16 protein-coding genes are annotated in these 24,840 nt (G+C 66.7%); 8 read left to right on the top strand and 8 right to left on the bottom strand.

Annotated elements, in window-relative coordinates:
- The first annotated feature begins 33 nt into the window (after positions 1-33).
- Positions 34-10,797, top strand: a complete 10,764-nt coding sequence (locus ISS99_RS23525; protein WP_204631522.1) for an ESPR-type extended signal peptide-containing protein — start codon at positions 34-36, stop codon at positions 10,795-10,797.
- An 81-nt stretch (positions 10,798-10,878) separates the two neighbouring features.
- Here ISS99_RS23525 and ISS99_RS10340 read toward each other — a convergent pair whose 3' ends face one another.
- Together ISS99_RS10340 and ISS99_RS10345 are read right to left on the bottom strand one after the other, a co-directional pair.
- Complete coding sequence (locus tag ISS99_RS10340; RefSeq protein ID WP_204631523.1) at positions 10,879-11,382, bottom strand: hypothetical protein; 504 nt, start codon at positions 11,380-11,382, stop codon at positions 10,879-10,881.
- A gap of 108 nt (positions 11,383-11,490) precedes the next feature.
- Entirely contained in the window at positions 11,491-12,024 is a 534-nt protein-coding gene (locus ISS99_RS10345) for a hypothetical protein (RefSeq protein WP_204631524.1), read from the bottom strand.
- A gap of 79 nt (positions 12,025-12,103) precedes the next feature.
- On the opposite strand from ISS99_RS10345, the gene ISS99_RS10350 reads away from it, so the two are divergent.
- Positions 12,104-12,889, top strand: coding sequence for an AraC family transcriptional regulator (locus ISS99_RS10350; RefSeq protein WP_204631525.1), 786 nt, complete (start codon positions 12,104-12,106; stop codon positions 12,887-12,889).
- On the opposite strand, the gene ISS99_RS10355 is transcribed toward ISS99_RS10350, so the two are convergent.
- Positions 12,886-13,638 (bottom strand): isocitrate lyase/PEP mutase family protein, encoded by a 753-nt coding sequence (locus ISS99_RS10355; protein ID WP_204631526.1) that lies wholly within the window; start codon positions 13,636-13,638, stop codon positions 12,886-12,888. The genes ISS99_RS10350 and ISS99_RS10355 overlap by 4 nt on opposite strands.
- A gap of 202 nt (positions 13,639-13,840) precedes the next feature.
- Here ISS99_RS10355 and ISS99_RS10360 point away from each other — a divergent pair, with 202 nt between their 5' ends.
- The 4 genes from ISS99_RS10360 (at position 13,841) to ISS99_RS10375 (ending at position 17,296) form a co-directional block, all read left to right on the top strand.
- The gene (locus ISS99_RS10360; RefSeq protein WP_204631527.1) at positions 13,841-14,419 is read left to right on the top strand and encodes a TetR/AcrR family transcriptional regulator; all 579 of its coding nucleotides are present in this window, start codon (positions 13,841-13,843) and stop codon (positions 14,417-14,419) included.
- Positions 14,420-14,539: 120 nt separating this feature from the next.
- On the top strand, positions 14,540-15,394 hold the full coding sequence (locus tag ISS99_RS10365) for a DUF2306 domain-containing protein (RefSeq protein WP_204631528.1): 855 nt from the start codon (positions 14,540-14,542) through the stop codon (positions 15,392-15,394).
- A 46-nt stretch (positions 15,395-15,440) separates the two neighbouring features.
- Positions 15,441-16,526, top strand: a complete 1,086-nt coding sequence (locus tag ISS99_RS10370) for a sensor histidine kinase (RefSeq protein WP_284343752.1) — start codon at positions 15,441-15,443, stop codon at positions 16,524-16,526.
- Positions 16,523-17,296, top strand: a complete 774-nt coding sequence (locus tag ISS99_RS10375; RefSeq protein ID WP_204631529.1) for a LytR/AlgR family response regulator transcription factor — start codon at positions 16,523-16,525, stop codon at positions 17,294-17,296. Before ISS99_RS10370 ends, ISS99_RS10375 begins: the two co-directional genes overlap by 4 nt.
- A 27-nt stretch (positions 17,297-17,323) precedes the next feature.
- Here the strand turns inward: ISS99_RS10375 and ISS99_RS10380 are convergent, their stop codons facing one another.
- A complete protein-coding gene (locus ISS99_RS10380; RefSeq protein WP_204631530.1) occupies positions 17,324-18,211 on the bottom strand; it encodes an SMP-30/gluconolactonase/LRE family protein in 888 nt (295 codons plus the stop codon).
- Positions 18,212-18,457: 246 nt separating this feature from the next.
- Between ISS99_RS10380 and ISS99_RS10385 the strand changes: the two genes are divergently transcribed.
- Both ISS99_RS10385 and ISS99_RS10390 read left to right on the top strand, forming a co-directional pair.
- A complete protein-coding gene (locus tag ISS99_RS10385; protein WP_204631531.1) occupies positions 18,458-19,153 on the top strand; it encodes a response regulator transcription factor in 696 nt (231 codons plus the stop codon).
- Positions 19,150-21,003: a sensor histidine kinase gene (locus ISS99_RS10390; RefSeq protein ID WP_204631532.1), complete on the top strand. Its 1,854-nt coding sequence runs from the start codon at positions 19,150-19,152 to the stop codon at positions 21,001-21,003. The genes ISS99_RS10385 and ISS99_RS10390 overlap by 4 nt, the downstream gene beginning before the upstream one ends.
- A 15-nt stretch (positions 21,004-21,018) precedes the next feature.
- On the opposite strand, the gene ISS99_RS10395 is transcribed toward ISS99_RS10390, so the two are convergent.
- The 4 genes from ISS99_RS10395 to ISS99_RS10410 all read right to left on the bottom strand — a co-directional run bounded on the left by ISS99_RS10395 (position 21,019) and on the right by ISS99_RS10410 (position 24,770).
- On the bottom strand, positions 21,019-21,561 hold the full coding sequence (locus ISS99_RS10395) for a porin family protein (RefSeq protein ID WP_204631533.1): 543 nt from the start codon (positions 21,559-21,561) through the stop codon (positions 21,019-21,021).
- Positions 21,562-21,664: 103 nt separating this feature from the next.
- Complete coding sequence (locus tag ISS99_RS10400) at positions 21,665-22,027, bottom strand: autotransporter domain-containing protein (protein ID WP_204631534.1); 363 nt, start codon at positions 22,025-22,027, stop codon at positions 21,665-21,667.
- Positions 22,028-22,323: 296 nt separating this feature from the next.
- Entirely contained in the window at positions 22,324-24,102 is a 1,779-nt protein-coding gene (locus tag ISS99_RS10405; protein ID WP_204631535.1) for an ATP-binding response regulator, read from the bottom strand.
- Positions 24,103-24,158: 56 nt separating this feature from the next.
- Positions 24,159-24,770 carry a response regulator transcription factor gene (locus ISS99_RS10410; protein WP_204631536.1) on the bottom strand — a complete coding sequence of 204 codons (612 nt, stop codon included), beginning with the start codon at positions 24,768-24,770 and terminating at the stop codon, positions 24,159-24,161.
- Positions 24,771-24,840: the final 70 nt, after the last annotated feature.

Consider the following 24,840-nt stretch of genomic DNA (forward strand, 5'->3'; position numbering starts at 1 on the left):
CAAATACGACGCAAGTCAACAGGGGATATCGCCGTGAATCGCATCTATCGCATTGTTTTCAATCGCACGCTCGGCGTGATGCAAGTTGCATCGGAGCTGGTGAATGCACCCAAAGGTGCGGTAGTCGGTGGCGCTGACGCGTCGTCCAAGCCGGAGCTGAAATCGCGCCTGCTGGCGCTGGCGGTAACGGCGGCGCTGGCGGCGGCGATCATTCCCGTAGCGCCTGCCATGGCGCAGACCTGCACGGTGTGCGGTGTAAATGGCGGCAACGGCGGCACGGGTCATTACCAGTCCAGCGGTGCGAGTGGTGCGGGGGCTATCGCATCGGGCGCTTATGCCAATTCGGGTGGGCTGGGTGGTCTGAGCTATCAGGCCGGTAATGCCGGTCAAGGTACCGGCGCAGGCGCAGGCGGTGTTTCGCCAGGCGTGGCCGGCGGCGGTGCGGGCGGTTCGCTGTCCAGCCACGGTAACGGCGCAGGCGGCGGTGGTGGTTTTGCCGCGTATTACGGCGGTGGCGGCGGTGGTGGCGGTGGCGGCGTAGGCAAGACCGTGGCTTCCGGCTACTCGTTGACGACTGGAACCATTGCCGGCGGCAATGGCGGTAACGGTGGAACCACCACTTTCGCTGCCGGTACCCCCGGCGGTGGCGGTGGTGGTGGCGGTGGCGGTGCGGGCGCATATGTGTCCAGCGGAGCCACGCTGACGATTAGCGCGGGCACTTCGATTACCGGCGGCCAAGGTGGCATTGGCGGTGTCGGCGCCTCTGGCAACGGCGCTTCCGGCAGTGGTGGCGACGGTGTCGTGGGTACGGGTTTCACCCTCAACAACAGCGGCACGATCACCGGTGGCTATGGCGGCACGGGCGCAAGCGGCGGCGTGGGCATCGTGGCTGGTGGCGGCGCCACCATCACCAACAGCGGCACGATCTTCGGCGCCAACGGTGCCGATGCGGTCGATCTGAGCGGCGGTGGTAACAAGCTGACACTCGAGACGGGTTCCTCGATCGTCGGCAACCTGGTCAGCACCAGCGGCACCACCAACGGCGACACGCTCGATCTGGATGGGAATGGCAGCGGGGTCCTTACCGGATCCATCCAGGGCTTTGCCGTCTACGAGAACACCGGCAGCGGCGCTTGGACACTCGATGGCACCGTGACCAGCACCAGCGGCTGGTCGATCCAGGGCGGCGAATTGAGCCTGCAGGGCGCCGGCACCTCGATCAGCGGCGGCATCACCATGGCATCGGGCAGCGAGCTGTACCTCGGCAGCAGCAACAACGCCGCGGTGACGGTGACGGGCAGTGGCGGGGCAGCCGGGATCGCCGGTTACAACGGTGCTTCGGCCTCAATGGGTTCTGCACCGCAAGGCCAAGGCGGCAACGGCACGGGCGGTGGCCTCGGCGGCGATGGCCAGGCGGCCATTTCGGCCACCGGCATGATCGGCAACTACGGAACGGTGACCGGCGGCGCCGGTGGCGTCGGCGGGCAGGGCGGCTACGGCGGCAATGGCCAGCAGGCTTGGTTTGGCGACGGCTCCGGCGGTAACGGCGCCGCGGGCGGCGCGGGCGGCGCAGGTGGCACGGCCATCAGCGTCAGCAACACCGGTTCCGGCTTCTATCTTCTCAATAAGGGCCGCGTTGTCGGTGGTGCCGCTGGCGCGGGTGGAAACGGGGGTAATGGCGGCAATGCCGGTCGCGGCTACCAGAGCTACGGCCTCACCTCCACCGCCGGTTCCGCAGGAGCGGGTGGTGCAGGTGGTGCCGGCGGTGCTGGCCTTACCGGCAGCAGCGTCTTCAACGTGAACAACAACGGTTACATCGCCGGCGGCATAGGTGGCAACGGTGGCAACGGCGGCAATGGTGGCAATGCCGGCGGTTACGTCACGGGCAGCAACGGTGCTGCCGGTGGAGCCGGTGGCAACGGCGGCAACGGTGGCGTGGGCATCCAGAGTACGGGTCTCGACCTCATCCTGACCAATGGCAGCAGCGTTTTCGGCGGCGGCGGCGGCAACGGCGGTGTGGGCGGCAACGGCGGGCAGTACGGCAGCGGCCAAAGCAACGGTACGGTTTCCAATGGCATCAATGGTGTCGGCGGTGTCGGCGGCAATGGCGGTGCTGGCGGTGCAGCGATAAGCGGAACGCAAGTCACCCTGACCAACACCTCGGTGATTGTCGGCGGTACAGGTGGCTCCGGCAGCGGGGGTGGCACCGGTGGTTATAGCAACCACCATGGAAGCCAGGGGGTCGTTGGTGGCGCGGGCGGCGCGGGCGGCAACGGTGGGGTGGGCGGCGATGGCGTGGACAGCAGCGATTTGTCGCTTACCAATACTGACTTTGTCGCTGGCGGTATGGGCGGTAGCGGCAGCACTGGCGGTAACGGCGGTACCGGTGGCGGAAGCTATACGGGAGCCGCCGCTGGCGCGGGTGGCGCTGGCGGTGCCGGTGGCATTGGCGGTGCCGGCGGCACTGGCGTGGTGGTGACCACCTCCACGACCAGCACCATCAACAACACGGGTTCGATTCTGGGCTACGCCGGCGGTAGTGGCGGCGATGGCGGCAATGGCGGCTATGGTGGCCTCAACAGCAATGGTGGCCCGGGTGGTGCGGGCGGCGCCGGTGGTGTCGGTGGCATGGGTGGTACCGGTGGCACTGCCGTCGTCGGCTCCAGCGGGCTCACCCTCACCAATTCGGGCGACATCATGGGTGGCCAGGGCGGCCTGGGCGGCAACGGTGGTTCCGGTGGCGCCGGTGGTGCTGGCACCAGCAATGGCGCCGCGGGCTATGCGGCAGCCGGACAGGCTGGCATGGGCGGGGCAGGCGGTACAGGCGGCGCCGGTGTCACCGGTTCGGGCTTCACCGTGAACAACACCCTTTCCATCGTCGGTGGTGAGGGTGGCGCGGCGGGCCAGAGTGGGAACGGTTACGCCGTTGCCGGCGCTGTGGGCGGTGCGGGCGGCGCCGGTGTAAGCGGCGATTCCTTCACTCTGACCAATACCCTTTCCGGCGCCGTCGCTGGCGGCGCCGGCAACATGGGTGGCAACGGGAGCGCCGGCACCGCCGGCACCTACTCCAGCAGCGCCTTGACCACCACGGCGGGCGGCATCGGCACCGACGGCGGTGCGGGTGGCGCCGGCGGCGCGGCCGTAAGCGGTACGAATTTCACGGTGAACAATACGACTTCGCCGCTGACGGGCGGCGAAGGCGGTCTGGGTGCCACAGGTGGCGTGGGTGGCGCCGGTGGCTCCGCAGGATCGGCCAATACGTCGCCGGTAAGCGGCAGCCTCGGTGGCACGGGTGGTTATGGCGGTGCTGGCGGCGTCGGCGGTGCCGGCATCTCCGGTACCGGTTTGACCGTAACCAATGCCGGCGGATCGATCACCGGCGGCTTCGGTGGCACCGCTGGCGAGGGCGGCCAAGGCGGCCAGGGCGGCGCTTCGTACAACACGAGCGGCGGTCAGGGTGGTCAGGGCGGTGAAGGCGGCGTCGGCGGTGCTGGCGGTGTAGGTGTCGGCGCTTATGCGTCGACGACGGCCTCGACGATCAACAACAACGGCGGCGGGATCTCCGGTGGCATGGGTGGAACCGGCGGCGTTGGCGGTGGCGGCGGCCAGGGAGGCGCGGTCACTGGATCGTCGAGCACAACCGACGGTGGCAACGGCGGCACGGGTGCCGTGGGCGGCAACGGTGGCGCCGGTGGCGCAGGTGTCGTAGCCAGCAGCGGCGTGACCCTCAATAACTATTCCCTCGGAGCCTCGGTGAGTGGCGGTCAGGGTGGCTATGGCGGCCAGGGTGGCTTCGGCGGCGCGGGCACTGGCGCCACGGTAGCGGCCGTTGGTGGTAATGGCGGTACCGGCGGCCAGGGTGGTGCTGGTGGTGCTGGCGTTACCGGTAGCGGCTTCACGGTCAATAACGGTAACGGCACCATGCTCGTTGGCGGTGCTGGTGGTGCCGGCGGTACGGGCGGCATGGGTGGCTATGGTCCTGCGTTTGGATTGCCGGGTGCCTCCGGCGCGGGTGGCGCGGGCGGCGCCGGTATAAACGGTTCGAGCTTCACCGTTACCAATAGCGGACTCATCGAGGGCGGCTATGGCGGTACCGGCGGCACCGGCGAGGTCAGCAACGGCGCGGCTCTTGCGGCCGGCAATGGTGGCAACGGCGGTGCGGGCGGCACAGGTATCAGCGGCAGCCAGTTCACCGTCACCAATAGCAGCACTGGCGCCATCGAGGGCGGTCATGGTGGCTTGGCTGGCGCTGCGGGCAGTGACAACAATGGCGGTACTCCGGGTACCGCGGGCGTGGGCGGCGCCGGTGGCGTGGCCATAGTTTCCACCGGCGGTTCCACTGTGACCAACTCCGGCCTGATCGCCGGCGGCGTGAGTTCGACCGGCGCTGCGGCCGATGCCATCGATTTCAGCGGCGGCAATAACACGCTGATTCTGGAGGCGGGCTCCACCATCAACGGCAATGTCGTCAGCACCAGCGGCACGCTTCCTGGTGGCGACACCCTCGATCTGGACGGCAGCGCCGACGGCACGCTCACCGGCACCATCGGCGAGCTCGGCAGCAGCGCCCAGTACCAGGGTTTTGCCGTCTACGAAAAGACCGGTAGCGATACTTGGACGCTCGACGGCGCCGTGAACATCAACGAAGCCTGGTCGATCCAGGGCGGGGAACTGAGTGTGCAGGGTGCGGGCAGCACCTTCGACGGCGGCGTCACCCTGGCGGCGAACACTACGTTGGCGCTTGGTACGGTTGGCGCGAGCAACAATATCCAGGTGAACGGCACGGCTGGCGGCAGTGGCGCGACTGGCAACGGGGGCGCCAATGGTATTGGCGGTATTTTGCCTAGCGCGGGCGTTGCAGGCGGAGCCGGTTATGCCGGCGGTGCGGCGATTAGCGGTACCGGCGGCTTCACGGTGAACAACCAGGGTCAGGTCGCCGGTGGTATCGGCGGTGCCGGCGGTGCTGGCGGCGTAGGTGGATACGGCGACTGTGTGGGGCCTGCACCCTGGTGCATCGGCACTACGAAGCCGACGTCCGGCGCCAACGGTGGTGCCGGCGGCGCGGGCGGCATGGGTGGCGTGGGCGTGACCGGTTCCGGGCTGGTGCTCACCAATGGTGGCACGATCGCTGGTGGCCAGGGCGGCGCCGGTGGTGTGGGCGGCATCGGTGGTAGCGGCGGCAAATACTTCGGCGGCCAGACCACCAGTCCCCCCACAGGCAATGGCGCCGCGGGTGGCACCGGTGGCGCGGGTGGCCAGGGTGGCGCAGGTGTCTACGCGACGGCCCAGAGCAGTCTGACCAACACGAACTCGATCGTCGGCGGCCAGGGCGGTAGCGGCGGCGCGGGCGGCATGGGTGGCGAGGGCGGTTCTACGGGCATTGCCGGCGCTCCCTTTGGCCCGCCACAAACCGGAACGACGGGCGGCGCTGGCGCCGTTGGCGGCACGGGTGGCTCGGGCGGCATGGGCGGCGCCGCCGTGAGTGGTGCGTATTTCTCGCTCACCAATAGCATGTCGGTGAGTGGCGGCACGGGTGGCCAGGGCGGAAACGGCGGCCAAGGTGGTGCCGGCGGCAGCAGCATTGGATATCTGTCCGGTGATGGCGGTGCCAATGGCACCGGCGGTGCAGGCGGTGCGGGTGGCAATGGCGTGCAAGGCAACCAATTCACGCTGACCAATACCGGGAGTATCTACGGCGGGTCCGGCGGCAGAGGCGGCACAGCCGGCAACAGCGGCGCCGCAGCCGGAGCCGGCGGTGTTCCCAATGGCAGCATGACGACCGGTACCGGCGGCAACGGCGGCTATGGCGGCATCGGAGGTGCCGGTGGCGCCGGCGGTGATGGCGTAAGCGGTACCAACTTCCAGGTAACCAACAGCGGCTACATCAGTGGCGGCTCCGGTGCCACCGGTGGCGTTGGCGGTATGGGCGGCACCGGCGGTTTCTCGAACGGCGCCAGCAACGGCGGCACCGGTGGCAATGGCGGTGCGGGCGGTCAGGGCGGCGCTGGCGCTGCAGGCGTTAGCGGCCAGGGCTTTGACCTGACCAACAACAGCAACGGTTTCATCTACGGCGGCAGCGGCGCGCAGGGTGGCAATGGCGGCGTAGGCGGCACCGGTGGCAACAGCAGCAGCGGTACGGCAGGCTCCGGCGGCGACAGCGGTGCCGGCGGTGCCGGTGGCGCAGGCGGCAATGCCGTGGAAGGAAGCCAATTCACGTTCAACAATGCCGGCCTGGTGCAAGGCGGCAGCGGCGGCTGGGGCGGCAATACCGGCGGTTTCTATGCATCCGGGGCACCCGGCATTGCCGCGACCGGCAATGCCGGCAATGCCGGCAACAACGGTGCTGGCGGTGCGGGTGGTGCGGGTGGCGCGGGTGTCAGTGGCAGCTACGGCGACATCACCAACAACGGCAGCCTCCTTGGCGGTGCCGGTGGCGCCGGAGGTTTTGGCGGTTACAGCAATAACGGCGGCTCCACGCAAACCGCCGGCAATGGCGGCAATGGCGGCAGCGGTGGCGCGGGCGGCCAGGGTGGTGCCGGCGGCGCCGGTGTCAGCGGTGCCCACCTCGACGTGACCAATTACACGACCATCGCCGGTGGCGCTGGCGGCCTGGGCGGCGAAGGCGGTATCGGCGGCAACGCCGGCTCGACCTACAGCGGCGCGGGCGGCACCGGCGGCAACAACGGTGCGGGCGGTGCAGGCGGCGCGGGTGGTGCGGGCATCAGTGGCACGCACATCACCGTCAACAACTACAGCACGGTCACCAGCAATGGCACGGTCTTCGGCACGATCACCGGTGGCAATGGCGGCAACGGCGGCAATGCCGGCGCAACCAGCCCGACCGGCCACTATCACAATGCCGGACAGGGCGGCCCTGCGGTAACCACCGGTACCACCGGCAACGGCGGCAACAGCGGTGCCGGCGGCGCTGGCGGTGCCGGCGGTGCAGCGATCAGCGGCAGCTACCTCTCCATCCTCAACAACGCCGTCGTTACCGGCGGTAACGGTGGCAACGGCGGCTTTGGCGGTTACGGCGGCCCGGGCGGGCCGGGTGGCGCGGGCCATCCGGGTACCAGCGTCGATGGCGGCGCCGGCGGCAACAGCGGCGTGGGCGGCCAGGGCGGTGCGGGTGGCGCGGGCGTCAGCGGCACCAACTTCAGCTTGACCAACAGCCATTCGATCATCGGCGGATACGGCGGCAAGGGCGGCTACGGCGGCGTGGGCGGTAGCGGCGGCTACAGCAACGGCGGCCACGCGGGCACCAGCGGCAGCGCCGGTGCGGGCGGCGCGGGCGGCAATGGCGGCAATGGCGTGGAAGGCAGCTACTTCAGCTTGACCAACACCGGCACCATCACCGGTGGCGGCGCCGGACAAGGCGGGAACGCCACCGGAAGCAACGGGGGCGGCGCCACTCTGAGCGGCGTGCCGAGCATCGGTGCCAACGGTGCCGTTGGCGGTACCGGCGGCCAAGGCGGTGCGGCCGTTGTCGCCGGCCTCGATTCGGCCATCGTCAACAGCGGCTCGCTGGTGGGCGGTTATGGCGGCTACGGTGGCAGGGGCGGCTATGGCGGCACCGGGGGATCCTCGGCCAACGGTACCGGCGGCGCTTCGGGCAATAGCGGTACGGGCGGCCTCGGCGGCCTCGGTGGCGCAGGCGTTACCGGCCAGGGTTTCCAGCTGACCAATAGCGCAACCGTCGCTGGCGGCGTGGGCGGCCAAGGTGGCCAGGGCGGTCCGAGCCTGGCCGGCGGCCAGGGCGCGAACGGCGCCATGGGTGCCTACGGACTCTCCGCCATGGGCGGCGACGGCGGCGCGGGTGGTGCCGGCGTAAGCGGTACCGGCTTTACCGCCACCAACAGCAGCACCGGCACCATCACCGGCGGCGCCGGCGGCCTGGGCGGCTATGGCGGATTGACCCGTGAGGTCACGATTGCCGCCGGCACGGCGGGCAATGGCGGCCAGGGCGGCGCCGGCGTGGCCGGCACCGGTTTCACCATGACCAATGCGGGCGCCATCACCGGTGGCGATGGCGGCGCGGGCGGTATCGGCGGCGCGAACCAGGTGAGCGGCGGTATAGCCGGCAACGGCGGTAACGGCGGCGCCGGCGGTGTGGGCGTGAGCGGCTCCGGCTTCACCGTGACCAACACCGGAACGATCACCGGCGGCAACGGCGGCAACGGCGGCACGTATGGCGCCAACACCAATGGCACAGTCGGCAGCGCGGGCGTCGGTGGCGCCGGTGGCGCGGGCGTAGTGGCAACGGGCGGCGCTACCGTGATCAACGGCGGCACCATCGCGGGCGGTGTCAGCGCCAGCGGTGTGCAGGCCGATGCGGTGGACTTCAGCGGCGGCGGCAACACCCTGGTGGTGGAAGCCGGCGACGTGTTCACCGGCAACGTGGTCAGCACCAGTGGCAACACCAACGGCGGCGACACGCTTGCGCTCGGCGGCAGCACCGACGGCAGCTTCGACCTGGGTACGGTCGGGGCGGTCGGCAGCAGCGCGTCGCTCCAGGGTTTTGAGCAGTACGCCAAGGATGGCACCAGCACCTGGACCCTGATCGGCACCGGCAATGCCAGCCAGAACTGGACCATCACCGACGGCACGCTGGTCGGCGACACCACCAGCCTGGCCGGCAACCTGACCTTTGCGCCGGTGAGCGGCGGCAGTGCGAACGTGACGTTCAACCAGTCCAGCGACGGCAGTTTTGCCGGCGTGATCAGCGGCGACGGTTCGTTGACCAAATCGGGCACCGCCACGCTGACGCTGACCGGCGTCAACAGCTACACCGGCGGCAACACCATCACCAACGGCACCCTGGTCGGCAGCACCGCCAGCATCGCCGGCAACGTGGTGTTCGCACCGGTGAGCGGCGGCAGCGCCGACCTGACGTTCAACCAGTCGAGCAACGGCAGCTTCGCCGGCGCGATCAGCGGCAACGGCTCGTTGACCAAGTCGGGCACCGGCACGCTGACCCTGACCGCCGACAACACCTACACAGGCACCACCACGGTGACCGGCGGCACGTTGCAGGTGGCCAACGGCGGCACCACCGGCATGCTGAGCGGCAACGTGGTGAACAACGGTGCGATGGCGTTCGATCGCACGGATATCGTCACCTTCGGCTCCGCGATCAGCGGCAGCGGCACCCTCGCTCAGATCGGCAGCGGCACGCTGATTCTGGATGGCGCAAACACCTACTCCGGCGGCACCACGGTGCAATCGGGTACGTTGGAAGTGGGCGACATCTCGCACACTAGCGCGTCGGTCCAGGGCGACGTAACGGTTGATGCAGGCGGCACCTTGCGCGGCCACGGCACCATCGACGGTGACGTGACCAGCGATGGCACGGTGTGGCCGGGCGGTTCGCTCGGCGTGCTGACCATCAACGGCAACTACACGCAGAACGCGAGTGGCACGTTGCAGGTCGACGTGACGCCGACGCAGGCATCCGAACTGGTCGTCAACGGCAACGCGAGCCTCGCCGGCACCTTGAGCCTGGTTTATGCGCCGGGTACCTACGTCAGCACGTCCTACACGCTGGTGCAGGCGAATGCGGTGAGCGGACAGTTCGCGTCGACCACCGGTTCGGTGCCGACCGGCATCAGCCAGAAGGTGTCGTACAGCACCACGCAGGTGGATCTGACCTTGACGCCGACGGCAACGCCGACGCCTACCCCGGCGCCGACACCCACTCCGGCACCGACGCCCACTCCGACTCCGACTCCGGCACCGACTCCGACACCCACGCCCACCCCGACGCCTACTCCGGCGCCAGCGTCGACCCCGGCACCGACGCCCACGCCGACGGTGGTCGCACCGGCCGACGGCAGCCTGTACGCCAACCTGATGCGCAGCGTGAACCTGGTCGGCCAGCAATCGCTTGCCACCGTGCTCGACGCCACACTGCGCTCCAGCGAAACGGCGTGTGGTTCGGCGAGTGCTGCGCAGAGCAACACCGTCGCTTCCGCGTGCAACAGCGGCCTGTGGGTGCAGTACAGCGGCAGCAGCGATTCGCTTAGCGGCAGCAACGGCCTCAACAGCACTGTGTTCGGTCTGCAGGGCGGTTGGGACCAGGCCGTGGCGGATGTTGCGCACGTCGGTGTGGAAGCGGGCTTCAACCGCATCAATGGCAACGATCACGACGGCGGCAACGGTACGGTGGACAGCGTGCACGGCGGCTTGTACGCCTTCGGCAACGTGGGTCCGGTGGTGCTCTCGGGCACGATCGACGAAGCGCACAGCAGCTATCGCGTGTATCGCCAGACCGGCATTGGCCACGGCGTGGCGTCGCCCGACGGCGACATCACCGCCGCAGCCGTGCAGGCGGCGTGGCCGATGACGGCGGCGCAGTGGCAGATCACGCCGGCAGTGGGTGCGATGTACCAGCACCAGACCCTGAACGCGTTCGGCGAAGCGGTGCCGAGCACCAGTCCGCTGGCCTCCGCGTTTGCGGTGAGTGGCGCACACACCACGTACAACACCATGCAGCCGTATGCCCAGGTGTCGTTTGCCAGTTCGTTCGTGGCGCAGGGCGTGAGCTACGTGCCGCAATTCGAGGTGGGCTATCGCTACGACACGCGCAACGCCAACACGCCGGTGGTGCAGGAAACCGCGCAGGACGGCACGGTCATCGCCATGCCGGCCGACTCGCTGGGCCGCGGCGCGGCGACGGTGGGTGCACGGATCACGGCCAAGGCGGGTGCATCGTGGAGCCTGTACCTGGATTACCAGGGACAGTTCGCCAACCACCTCAACGACAACGCGCTCAGCGTGGGCTTCACCAAGGAGTTCTAAGCGTTTCCTCGGCCGCCGCGACGCAAGGATGCGTCGCGGCTTCCCTTTCATCCGTTCCTTCCCCTGCGAGCAGGGGAGGGCTCACGGCGTTAGCCTGCGCTCCATCACCCGCTCGCCATTGGCGGCAACGCCGATGTCGACAAATCCGAGTTGGCCAAGCACTCGCTGCGCACCGTGGCGCGCCAGTTTGCGGTTCTCGATCGTAAGCACCAAGCGCTGCGGCGCGCCCGGTTCGCGCGCAAGCACGCGAAAGCCCTCGGCCATGCGTCGTATCATGCGGCGCGCAAGGCCAGGCACGCGGCTTTGTGCGCGAATGAAGATGCGCACGAATCCGTAAGAGCGGCCATCGTCGTCCAGTTGAATCGCTACGGTGCAGATGCCGGCGATCACCTGCTGTTCGCCTTCCAGCAATACGCAAGCGACTTCCGCGGAGCGTCGCCACGCTTCATCGGCACTGATCAGTGCCTGCTCGTTCAACCAGAACGCCACGATGCGCTGGCGCAGCGCTTCGTCGATGCGGCCGAACACCCAGTGCACCTGAAAGCGATCGATGTTCGACACCGCATCGGCATCCGTTCTGCTCATGCAACCCCTCTTTGCGCAGCGCTAGTGGCGATATCTTCGCGCTTGCACGGCAATGGGGCCAACACTTTTGGCCATCACGCAGGCTGCCGATCGACCGCCGCGCCTGCATCAGGGATTCTTTCGCGAATACTCGCCGCGAAAAGCGGTGGTCCAGGTGCTGCCGTGATCGGAGGATTTTTCCCACCATTGATCCACGCGGTTCGGGCCGACCCGAGTGATGCGCACGCGATTGAGCACGGGTGCGCCATCGGCACCTACGCCGGGGCCGGTGAACGTCACGCCGTCGGGCGATGCCTTGCCTTCGGGAAAAGTGTGCACGCGTCCCTCGTTGTCGACGAACATGCCGTGCCAGTTCTTGTCGTCGGTGCTGTACGCGAAGATGTTTTCCCCGCGATGCCCGCGCCCGCCGTCCCATTGCTCGACCACCGCGCACTGGTCGAGCGTCAGCGACACGTGGCTGGATGCGGTGGCGCCCGCGCCTTTTCCGCCAATGGCCCAGTCGCCCACCCAAAAATCGAGCTGGCGGCTTTGCGCGTCGCTGGCGCATGGCGATGGCGTCGGTGCGGCAAGGGCGCGCGGAGCCGGTGTCATGCATGCGACGGCCAGGGAAACCAGCAACAGTTGCCTGAGTGGCTGTGTCATATCGGCGATGCTCCATCGTGGGGTTCGACGCAGCATGCGCATTGCCGGCATTTGCTGGCTATCTATACAATGACAACAAATGTCGAATTTACGACAAGCGGCAACGATCGATCGCGTAGCCCACGGCGCGGACGCGATCGTGACCTTTGTGCGCGATTACCCCGCCGGCTACACCATTGCGCTGCATCTGCACGATCGCGACCAGCTCGTCTACGCATCGCGTGGCGTCATGACGGTTCGCACCGCCACCGGCACCTGGGTGGTGCCCACCCATCGAGGCGTCTGGATACCCAAAGGCATGGCGCACACGATAAGCATGTCGGGCAACGTAGCGATGCGCACGCTCTATGTGAAAGCGCCGCGCGGGAAGGCGTTGCCGCGCGAGTGCTGCGTGATCAACGTATCGCCGTTGCTGCAGGAGCTGATTTTTCACGCGTGCACGTTCCCGTCGCTGAGCACGGCCGTGCGCGTACAGCGTCATTTGATCGACGTGATCGTCGATCAGTTGCAGGTGATCCAGATGGTGCCCCTGCAACTGCCGCACCTGAGCGACCCGCGCGCCGCGCGCGTGGCCGAGGCCCTGCTGACGGCGCCTGGCGAGCATCCGTCGCTGCACCAGGTATGCCGGGAAAGCGGTGCCAGCCAAAGAACGATAGAGCGGTTGTTCCTGGACGAGACGGGCATGACCTTCGGCAAATGGAGGCAGCAACTGCGCTTGATGCGTGCCCTGCGTTTGCTTGGTGAAGGATCGAAGGTCACCCACGTGGCGCTGGAAGCGGGCTACAGCACGCCCAGCGCGTTTATCGCCGCGTTTCGCGCGGCACTTGGAACCACGCCGGCCCGCTATTTCGAAAATCAGCGTTAGCGGTTTGCCGCCGCGCGTTCCAGCGCTGCCATGGCAAGCAAATAGGGATAGGGGCCGTGGCTGATCCGCTTCACGCCGGCCGCGGCCAAATCGGTAACCGCCAGCTCTTCATTCACCCGCATGATGTTGAGCGGCAGCGGCGAGGCGGCGGCGATTTCCCGGATCAAGGCCAGCTTGGTGAGGCCGGGCACGAACAGCCCGTCGGCACCCGCCTTCGCATACAAGGCTGCCCGCTCGATGACTTCGGCCACCATCTCGGCTTCGGTACCCGCGTTCTGGAAGAACACGTCGGTGCGGGCATTGATGAAATAGCCGGGGCAGTGCGCATCGGCGGCGCGCCGTGCTGCCGCCAGGCGCTGCGCCGCCTCGGTGGGGCTACGCACGCGGCCGTCCGAAGGCCGGCTGTCTTCCAGGTTGCAACCGATCGCTCCCGCCTCGATGCTCAGGCGAACGGATTCTTCGACGGCGGACACATCCTCGCCGTAGCCGCTTTCCAGGTCGACGGTGATGGGCAGGGTGGTGACATCGGCGATCTGGCGGATGGTGGCCAACACGGTGGCAAGCGGCATGTTTTCCCCATCGCCCAGGCCATGGGAGGCGGCGATCGCCCAACTGCTGGTGGCGATGGCTGCCGCCCCGGCCTTGGCGACGGCCTGGGTGCTGCCGGCATCCCACGAATTGAACAGGAACAGCGGGTTCGCCTGAGCGTGGAGCGAACGGAACGTCTCTGCTTTTGCGTGTTGTGACACGGTGTTGCCTCCCGATGATGAATGTCCCGTCCGCGAGTGCGGAAGGTAAGTCGTTGCTCGAAGATCCGTTGCGCGGCCAACCCTGATTCCGCTGACGCTACAGACCTGTCTGTTGCCAACAATGCTACAGATCGGTATCGTCGTCAACACCCCTGCGCTAAAATTTTTCCCGGCGGGCCAAAAACGTTTCGGAGCAGCACCGATGAGCACTCATTCCCAGCAAGCCCCAGATGTACGCGAACGCATCCTGCGCACTGCCAGCGAACTGTTCTACCGCGAGGGCACGCGAGCGGTGGGGGTGGACCTGGTGGTGGCGCAGTCGGGCGTCGCCAAGACCAGCCTGTACCGACATTTTCCCACCAAGGACGATCTCATCCGCGAATTTCTGCTGCGCGAAGACGAAGACTTCTGGCGCAAATGGGACGAGGTTTCGGCGGCGCATCCTCGCTCCGCGGAACAGGAGCTGTTTGCGCAGCTGCAGTGGCTCGGCGATCGCATTGCCCGGCCCGGATACCGCGGGTGCCCGCAAATCAACATCGCCGCCGAGTATTCGGATGACAACCATCCCGCGCGCAAGGTGGCGGTGGCCCACAAGGCCGAAATGCGCGCACGCCTCAAACGCTTGGCCAAGGCGATGGAGCTGAAGGATCCCGAGACTTTTTCGCTGGCGATGGGCGTCATCGTCGACGGCGCGCTCAGCAGCGGCACCGCGCTCCATCACAAGGGTCCGGCGCGCTTTCTGCAATCGCTGGCGCGCACGCTGATAGCGGCGCAGCGCTGAGCCGGACCGGCCATCGCCCGCTGGCGCAACTCGTACCATCCGCAGCGTCGTTCGTCGGCTGACCTCTTCCGCGTAGCGTGCCGTGCGCGAAATGCTTCTGCGCATTCCAGGGAGAGGCCCATGAGCGCATCTGCAACCGCCGTAGCCGCACACGATCTGAACACCGACGAATCGCGCTGGAAGCGCCGGGCGGCGACAGCCTTGCGAGGCGCGGCGGCCTTTTGGCTGACGGTTGCGGTGCTGGGTCAGCTGTTGTTTGCGTTCTATGTCGCCGACTTCTACGGGCGCACTGCCGTGCAGGGACGATGGCAGGCATGGAACGACGTGCTGTCCGCCGGCTATATACGCGGCGACAGTGTGGGCAACTCGGTACTCGCCGCGCACTTGTTGTGCGCCGTCCTGGTGATGCTGAGCGGCGCCGCCCAACTGGTGCCGCTGGTTCGCCGGCACTGGCCGCGCTTTCATCGCTGGAACGGCCGCTTCTTTCTGATCTCCGCCGTGATCGCTGCGCTTGGCGGCGTGTACATGATCACGACGCGCCACATCGTCGGCGACGACACGCTGCTGGGCAGAACGAGCATGACGCTCGACGCACTGCTGATCGTGGCCTTTGCCGGCCTTGCCCTGCACTACGCACGCGCGCGCCGTTTCGATGTGCATCGACGCTGGGCGCTGCGATTGTTCCTGGCGGTGAGCGGCGTGTGGTTTTTCCGCGTGGGCCTGATGTTCTGGCTCGTCGTGAACCACGGGCCGGTCGGCTTCGACCCGAAAACCTTCACCGGTCCGTTCCTGACCTTTCTGGGCTTTGCGCAATACCTGCTGCCGCTGGCGGTGTTGCAACTCTATTTTCTGGCGGAGCGAAGCAAGCGCGTTTTTGGCAAGCTCGCGATGGCTGGCGGCCTGGTGATGTTGACGCTGATGATGGGTGTTGGCATCGCCGCCGCGTTCGCCATGATGTGGCTGCCGCATCTGTAAATGGCTGGGGATTGGCGAGTGCCACGGGCCTGACTATGCTTCCGCGGTGTCCACACTGAACGTCAACGCAAAGCCGCGCGGCCTGGCGCTCGCCCTGGGCTGGAAGCGCTTGCGTTTCACCCTTGGTCTGTCGGCCATCCTGGGATTGCTGCTGTCGGGCAGTTGGAGCACCAGCCTGCCTTCGCTGCTGGCCCGAACGATGACCATCGGCCTGGCTGCGATGCTGACATTCGGGTTGTTCGAGCAGTGGCCCGCGCGCCTGCCGGCACGGCTCGCACGCTGGGTGTTGCAGGTGCTTGGTGTGGCGGTGTCCATTCCGGTGGCGACCTTGCTGATCTACGTGTACACCACCAAGGCGGGCTCGCCGGCGTTCTGGCACGACCAGGATCGCCTGCAAGGTTTCTCTACCTTGATCTTTCTCGGCATCCTGCTGGCGCCATGGGCGGCATTGGGTGCGCTCGTGCGACAGAAGGATGCGCTGGCCCGCCACCAGGCGCTGGCGTTCGATCTGGAACGCAGCGAACTGGAGCGCCAGGCGCTGGATGCGCGCCTGCATCTGCTGCAGGCGCAGGTCGCTCCGCATTTCCTGTTCAACACGCTGGCCAATGTGCAGGTGCTGGTGGACGAAGGTTCGCCGCAGGCTTCCGCCGTGCTGCGCAACCTGATTGCCTATCTGCGCGCGGCGGTACCGCGGTTGAATGAATCCGTCACCACGCTCGGCGAGGAACTGGAGCTGGTGCGCGCGTACCTGGAATTGATGCACATGCGCATGCCCGATCGCCTGCAGTTTGCATTGCACGTGGACGAAGCGGCGCGTTCGCTGCGCTGTCCGCCGCTGACGTTGCTGACCCTGGTCGAGAATGCCGTGCGGCACGGCATCGATCCCAGCGAGGACGGCGGCCGCATCGATATCCACGTGCAGCGACACGGCGCGCGTTGCCTGGTGCGTGTCGCGGACACCGGCGTGGGCTTGCAAGCATCCAGCAAAAGCCTTGGCACCGGCCTCGCCACCTTGCGCGAACGGCTTGCGCTGGCTTTCGGCGGCGATGCGCAGCTGAGCGTCGCCGCGCAATACCCGCACGGGGTGTCCGCCGAAGTGGACTTTCCGGCGCGCGAGGCAGGCGCCCCATGACTACCGCACTGATCGCCGACGACGAACCGCTGCTGCGTGGAGCCCTGGCGCAGATGCTTGCGCAAGCCTGGCCTGAATTGCAGGTGGTGGCGCAGGCGCGCAATGGCCGCGAAGCTATCAAGCAGTTCGATGCCCTTCAACCGGATGTGTGTTTCCTCGACGTGCACATGCCGGGTGTCTCAGGTGTCGAGGTGGCGCATCACATAGGCCGGCGCGCCCACGTGGTGTTCGTCACCGCGTACGACAAATATGCCGTGCAGGCCTTCGCGCAAGGCGTGCTCGATTACCTGGTGAAGCCGGTAGAGGCGGAGCGGCTGGCCGATACGGTGGCGCGCCTGAAGGAACGCCTGAGTGCCGCGCAGCCGGCGTCGAACAGCGAAACGCTGCTGCGCGAACTTGCCGCCCAGCTCGAACGCCGCGCCGCGCCGGCACCACTGCGCTGGATTCGCGCACAGGTCGGGCAGACCTTGCGCCTGATTCCGGTGGACGATGTCGACTACCTGCGCTCGGAAGCGAAATACACGCGGATTGCCTGGCGCGGCGAAGCCGGGCAAGCCTGCGAGGCGCTGATCAGCACCTCGCTGAAAGAACTCGTTGCGCAACTCGATGCCGAGCAATTCGTGCAGGTCCACCGTTCCACGGTGGTGAACCTGCGCGCCATCAGTCACGTCACGCGCGGCGATCACGAAACCGCCACGGTGCACCTGCGCAACCGTCAGGAACAGTTGCCGGTCAGCCGCAGCTACCTGCATCTGTTCCGGCAAATGTAGACGGATGTCGTGGCGAGCCGACGGCGATCAGGTCGGTGCGACCTGGCGCGTGCTCAAAGGGAATCCCGCTGCCGCAGCGGGCGCCAGCACGGTCAGTATCCTTCCGGTTCGCTCGGCGGCGACGGCCGCCATTTGCGCCATGCCGCGCCATTCGGTGGCTACGATAAACAACGTCTTGCCATCCGCGCCACCGAGCATGCAGGCGAAGCAACCGCGATCCACGGCAACGGTCTGCAGCACTTCGCCGCCTTCGCGCACGCGCACACAGCGCTTGTTGGGCACATCCGCGTACCACACGGCGCCATCGGCATCGATGCAAATGCCGTCGGGAAAGCCGTCCACCAGATCCGCCCATACGCGCCGATGCGAGAGGCCGCCATCGCCGTCGATGTCGAACGCGGTGAGCCGCTTGCCGTGGGACTCGGCGATGATCAGCGTTTTACCGTCTGGCGTAATGGCCATGCCGTTGGGAAAAGCAATGTTGTCGGCCACCTGCCGCGCGGACCCGTCCGCATTCACCACGGCGATGATGCCAGGCCCGCCGTTGACGTAAGCACGGGCGTGCCGGTCGACCACGATTTCGTTCCAGCCCGCGTCGGAAACGTCGCGCAGATCCGCGTGCGTCACCATCATGCCGTCGCTTTCCTGGCGCAGCACCAGGCTTGCGCGGCCAGCCACCACGAGCAGGCGGCCGTCGGGCAGCCAATCGATGGAGAAGGGCAGGTCGAGATGGGTGTCCATCATCACCTCGCTGTTCCCGGCCGGATCCACCGCGACGATCTGCTGCGCCCCCCAATCGGCGAACCACAATCGCCCCTGATGCCAGCGCGGCGATTCACCCATCGCGATGCCGCGCATCAGCACGCGCGCGTCCGATGACACAGATGGCTTGGGAGATAGAAGGCTGGTGTCCATGGCGAAGTCCGCGAGCTGTGGGGGATGTCACAGAGACGACGGTCAGCGGCAGGGGATTTCGACACGGGTTTCCGCCCGCGCCGGATCGGGCTGCGCGAGGTACGTGTTTTTGCCGTACTCATCAAGGAGTTGGAGTGGCGGGTCGCTGAGGTGGCCCGGTGTCCGTGCCGACCGGAAAAACATACGCTCTATGTTTGCCGGTTTAGTTAAGTAACATGGGCGGCGAACAGCCAGGGGTTAAGGGGTATGGCCTCTACCGGGGACCACATTGCATTCGATCGGGTGCTGATCGTCGAGGACGACGCGCGCACGCAGCGTCGCCTGGCCCAAGTGTTGCTGGAGCTGGTGGGCTCGATCGACAACATTGCCGTCGCCGACAGCGTGGCCAGCGCCAAGACCATGGTTTCTTCCAGCGCGCCGAATCTGGCGCTGGTGGACATCGGCCTGCCGGACGGCAACGGACTGGAGCTGATCAGCTGGATCGACCAACACCACGGCGACACGATCACCGTCGCCATTTCGGCCTGGGGTCACGAAGAAGTGGTGCTGGCGGCGCTGCGTTCCGGTGCCGTCGGGTACTTGATGAAGGAACGCGATGATGCGGAGCTCGTCGCCGCCCTGCACAGCGTTCGCCGCGGCGGTGCGTTGATCGATCCGCTCATCGCCCGGCGCATTCTCGCGTTCGTGCAACTGTCCCCGACCGAACCTTTCACGCCGACGCTTTCCGCGCAGGCGCAAAAAAGAAACGAGGCGGCGTTGTCGGAGCGCGAATCGGAAATCCTGCAATTTGTCGCGCAGGGGTTCAGCAATCGCGAAATTGCCGACCTTACCGGCCTTTCGCGCTTCACAATCGAAGGCTATACGAAAAGCATCTATCGCAAGCTCGCAGTGCGTTCGCGCACGGCCGCCGTGTTCGAGGCCAAGTCCATGGGCTTGCTATGAGCCTGCGCGCGTGGCTGGCGGTTCTGTTCCTGTTGTGCACGTGCTTCGCCCGTTCCGCCATCGCCGAGCAGCCGCTGACCGACGATGCGGCCACCATCGATCTTCGCAGCGCCGAAGCGGCGCCTGCCGGATGGGATTCGCAAACCCCGCCGGCCGCTGGCTGGGTGCCGGTAACGTTGATGGATTTCTGGGATTCGCGCTGGCCGCATCACGATGGGGTGGTGTGGTATCGGTTGCGCTGGAACCAGCCCGGCAACGGCAAGCCGGTCGGGTTGCTGGTCGACTATGCCAGCATGGCCTACGCGCTTTACGTTAACGGAAGCCTGATTTACCGCGATCCGCAGCTGGTCGAGCCGCTTTCGCGCAGTTGGATCCGTCCGCATTATTTCTTGCTCGACCAGCCCGTGCTTCGCTCGGGCAGCAACGAGCTGATGATTCGCGTATCGGGACTGTCGGCCTACCAGCCGGGGCTCGGCACGGTGACGGTAGGCAATCCGGAACGGGTATTGGCGCTGGCGCGCCGTAGCGAATTTGTCCGCTATGGCATCCACTGGTTCGACGAATGCGTCGGCGCGGTGTTCGGCGGCCTGTTTTTCATCCTGTGGCTGTTGCGGCGGCAGGACAGCTATTACGGCTGGTACGCGCTGAGTACCTTGTTTTCGTCGCTGTATACGCTCAACTTCATCGTTTCCAGCCCGTGGCCGTTCGACAGTTCCGATGCGTGGCAGGGTCTCAATGTCGCGTGGTGGTTTGCAGCGTCGGTCACCTTCGGCATTTTTCTGTTGCGCTATGTCGGTGTGCAATGGCGGCGTTTCGAGCGCGGCATGCTGGTGCTCGCCGCATCGTTGCTGGTGCTCGCTCTGTTTTTTCCGCGGGTGGCGGGTCCGTATCGCGATGTCGGCGTGCTTTTGGGCGCGCTCACGTATTACGCCGCCATGCTGGGCTTTATCGGCTATACGCTGTGGCGCCCGCGTGCCGACTACTATGCGCTGGCAGCCAGTCTGCTGATACCCATTGCCGTATCCGTGCGCGATCTGCTCCTGTATCTGAGCATCATCCACGGCGACAACATGTGGATGGCCGCCACCTCGCCGCTCACCATCATGGGCATGGGTTTCGCGCTTGCCTACCGCTTCGCCGTGGCCATGCGCCGTGCGGAAAACTACGGCGTAGAGCTGGAGCGCGAAGTGGGAGCGGCCACGCGCGCATTGACTGAAACGATGGGCCGCGAACACGGGCTGGCGCTCAACAATGCGCGCATCACCGAACGCCTCAATCTGGTGCGCGACCTGCACGACGGCTTCGGCGGCAGCCTGCTCGGCGCCATCGGCACGCTGGAAGATCCGCGGCGCCGGCAGGAGCCGGCGCAAGTCGTCGCCGTGCTGAAAGAGTTGCGCGACGACCTGCGCCTGGTCATCGACACCACCACGCACGAGCAGGACACCCACCTGGGCGGCCAGATCGCGCCGCTGCGGCATCGCTGGAGCCAGCGTCTCGAAGCGGCCGATATCGACAGCCGCTGGTCGGTGGAGGGCGTCGATCAGCTGAACCTGGGCGCCATGCGCGTGCTGGAGTTGCTGCGCTTTTTGCAGGAGGCGCTGACCAATGTGCTCAAGCACAGCCGCGCGTCGCAGGTCCACGTGCGCATCCATTGCGAGGACGACAAGCTGAGTGTGGACGTTCGCGACGACGGCCTGGGCTTTGTGCCGAACGCCGCGGAAACACGAGGCGCCGGCCTGCCAAGCCTGCGCGCCCGTGCAACCCGCTTGGGTGCTTCGTTATGCGTGGCGTCGTCGCCCGGCGACGGTACGCATTTGAGTTTTATCGCGCCGATTGCTCCGCAGCCGTAGACGCGATGCATCGCATCAGAACGCAATGCCTGCCACCAGCATCGTCTCGCCGCGATTGGGTTCGTGGAAGCTGCCGTTGGAAATGTGGCGAACGCCCAGGCTCCAGTGACTGCCCTGGTAACCCACCGTGGTGACGAATTCGTACACGGTGCTCAACGCCTGCGTACGGCCGGTGTGCACCGCCGGCTGAAAGCTCAGGAACAGCGGCTGGTACCAGGCGCTGGCGGGGCCGAAATGGAAGCGCGCACCGCCGGCCACCAGGAACACATCGTCGCGCGTGCTGGGGTTGTCGTTGGCGAACTCGGCCACCTTGCTGCCGTCGCGGCCGCCGATCCAGCCGGCGGTCACGTCCGGCGACCAGGTGAAATCGCTGCTGCCGATCTGGCTCGGTTCGAACACGACCTCGCCGAATGCCGCCGGCGTGCTGTAGTTGTTGGAAGGATTGCCCATGTAGCTGATGGCACCCTGCACTTCGTAGCGGGCTGCCATGGCCGGCAGCGCCGGAAGGGCAAACAGCAGTACGGCGGCGAGGCCGGCGGTGATGGAATGAAGACGCATTGAAGACCCCTGTTTAAAAAAGTTGGCAAGACGTTTTGTGTATTCGATGGATGGGCGGCGGCATGGAAGTGTGGCCGACCATGCCACCTTCCAAGTGATTCGGTCAGAAGGCGTAGCTGACACTCGGCCGCGCCGCCTGATCCCTGGCGTGCTGCGCGAATTGCCGCGTGTAGCTGGCATCGGCGGTGAGACGCTGCGACGAGAAGAAACGGAAACCCAGTGTCACCGCCGCCGCGTTCCGCGCTACCGGCGCGCCATCCGTGGTGAAGGCCAGGCTGCCGTCGGCGAACTGAATGCTGCTTGCCGTTTCCAGCGTAACCCTGGCATGCGCCTGGATCGTGCCTTGCGCATCCAGCTGCAGCGTACCGCGCAAGTGGAGCGTGCCATAGGTCTGCGTGCTGCTCTGCGCGTTACCGGTGAGCGCGGGCCCCCGCCTTGGTGGAGTGCGTCCGGACGAGCGCCGCACTCTCCCCGTCGTTTGTAGCCTTCGGTACTGTGCGCTGGCGGCGGCATTCCGCCCATCCCCGAAATTGGGGGTGTCGCGCGATCGGCGCGGCAACGCGCACAAAGGGCGTTGCCTCACGCAAATGGCACACAGGTCCTCATCGCCGCTTCCGGCGATCAACCGTCATTCGCGCTTCATGGCTCTGCCTGGGCTTCGGGCCGCGCGTTTCATCGAACGCGAAACAGCACCCGAAGCCCAGGCGAAAGCCCTGGATTCCCCGTACCGCGTCACAGTACGCGCCTGTGCTGCAGAAGTAATCAGTCCATTTGGACTGGTTGGCGGTCTGCGACGACCTCCGCGATCTTGCTCCACAGATCGGCCGGGGCTACCGGTTTGTGCAGCAGGGGCAGTCCGCTGGCCTGCGCTTCGCGCAGCCGTTCCGGCGCGGTGTCGCCGGTGATGAGAATGGCGGGCAGCGCGGGATGGAGTCGCCGCAAAGCAGCGATGGCTTCGGTGCCGGTGCGCTGGTCGCGCAGCCGGTAGTCGCATATCACCAGTTGCGGCGCGGCACGTGCAGCGTTGGCCAGCGCCTGTTCGATCGATTCGCTGGCCTCGCAGTCCGCACCCCACGAGCGCATCAATTGCAGCATGCCGTTGCGCACGGCCTCGTCATCGTCGACCACCAGGACACGAAGCTGCGCCATGCCCGAATTTGCATCCTCGAGCGGCACCGATGCGGCTGCGTCGGTGCACGCGCTTGCCAACGGCAACGTGATGGCAAATACGCTGCCGCGGCGGGGCTGCGATTGCAGCGAAAGCGTGCTTCCCAGGGCGTGGGCCAGGCGTTCGGCAATGGCCAGGCCCAACCCCAGTCCCTTGCGCCGGTCGCGCTCGGGATTGCCGAGCTGGTGAAATTCGCGAAACACTTCGGTGTGGTGCTCCGGCGCGATGCCGATTCCTGTATCCCACACCTCGATGCGCAGCGCGTCGCCACGGCGGCGACAGCCGATCAACACGCCTCCGCGCTCGGTGTAGCGAATCGCGTTGGATACGAGGTTGCGCAAAATCAGTTCGACCAGCGCGGCATCCGAATCGATCACCGCTTCGGTTTCGCGCAGCCGATAGACGATGTCCTTGCGATCGGCCAGCGGCGCCAGTTCGTTTTCGATGCGGTTGAGCAACGGCTGCAAACGGAACGGCCGCACATTCACCGCCACCACGCCGGCCTCCAGGCGCGAAAAATCGAGCAGCGTATTGAGCATGTCGCCCGATGCCACGCAGGCGGCGCGCGCATTGGCCAGCACGTCGCGCTGCTGCGATGACAGCTCGCCGCGCGACAACACCTCCAGGAACAGGCCTTGCGCGTGGATGGGTTGGCGCAAGTCGTGGCTCGCAGCAGCCAGGAATTTCGACTTGGCCTGATTGGCATTCTCCGCTTCGATGCGCGCGGCCTGCGCCAGCGCCGACTCCTGGCGCAGGCGTTCGACCAGTTCGACATTCTCAAAGCGCAGTTCCACCATGCTGCGGAACGCCACGCTGAGCCGACGCGCCGACGCGATGACGGCCACGCCGAACAGCACTGCACCGGCGGCAATCGCCCAGTACACCGGGTTGTGCATGGTCGCGAGCTTGGCCGCGAGCAGCACTAGAAAGGCCAGCGTATAGCCGGCAAACGCCGCCAGCACCGGCGCCATGAAGGCCATCGAGCCGGCCTGGATGGCGGCCATGAAGCAGATCAGCAAGGCGATCGCCAGCGGCGATGCGTGGTCGAAGGCAATCCACGGCAGGATGCCGCGCAGCGCGCCGGTTGCCGTGCAAGCCGCGACGACCCGGCGCGTATACCGGTCCACGACCTCGGTGGGCGCCGGGGCAACGGCGAATCCGCGCGCGAGCCGATGCAGCACCGGTACCGGCAGCCAGCAGGCCAGGGCCCAAATCGCCAGCGGTTCCACCGGCGCGCTCAATGCAAAGACGGCCGCCACCAGCACATTGGCCACGCCGCCGAGGGTGAACGAAAACGTCGCATTGGCCAGCAGCATGCGCAGCTGTTCGACGGCCACGCGCGATGGAGCTGGCGGTAAAAAACGGCGCAGCATGCAGAGCATCGACCCCTGGCGTAGCTCAACCCGCGCCAAGCATAGGCAGCGGCGCTCTAGCGCACCAGTCCTCGTTGCCGCGCCACGGCCACGGCTTCGGTGCGGCTGGATACGCCGAGTGCGGCAAGCAAGCCCGCTACGTGTCCACGCACGGTGTTTTCCGACAGGTTCAAGTGGCGGCCGATGATCTTGTTGGAATGCCCCAGGCAAAGTTGATCGAGGACTTCGCACTGGCGCGCGGTCAACGGCGTGGGCGAGACCGGGCTCGCTGCCGTAGGCTCGGTGACGGGGTCGCCGGCGAGCACGGCCTGGATCACGGCGACCATCCGCCCGGTGGGTTCGGATTTGGAGAGAAACGCAGCCGCTCCCTGCGCCACCGCAGTCGTGCGCGCGTCCGCTTCGGCGTGCGAGGTCACGATGATGATGGGCGTGGTGGGCCACTGGCGCTTGAGCAAGGTGATGCCTTGCAGTCCGTTGAGTCCCGGCAGCTCGATGTCCAGCAGCACCAGGTCGAGCTTGGCATCGGGCGTGTGCAGGGCCTCGGCCATCGAACCCGCCTCCCCGATCCGCACGCCGGGCAGGGCCGATTCGAGCACCAGGCGCAGGCCGGTGCGCAGCAGCGCATGGTCGTCGATCAGCAGCAGTTGCAGCGCAGGTTGGGCGTTCATCGTGCTCTTCTATGCCAACTCGCTGGTCAAGACAATCAGTCCAAATGGACTGGTTCCGTTCACGGCGAAG

It is taken from the genome of Dyella mobilis (assembly GCF_016904945.1).
GTDB lineage: Bacteria > Pseudomonadota > Gammaproteobacteria > Xanthomonadales > Rhodanobacteraceae > Dyella_B > Dyella_B mobilis.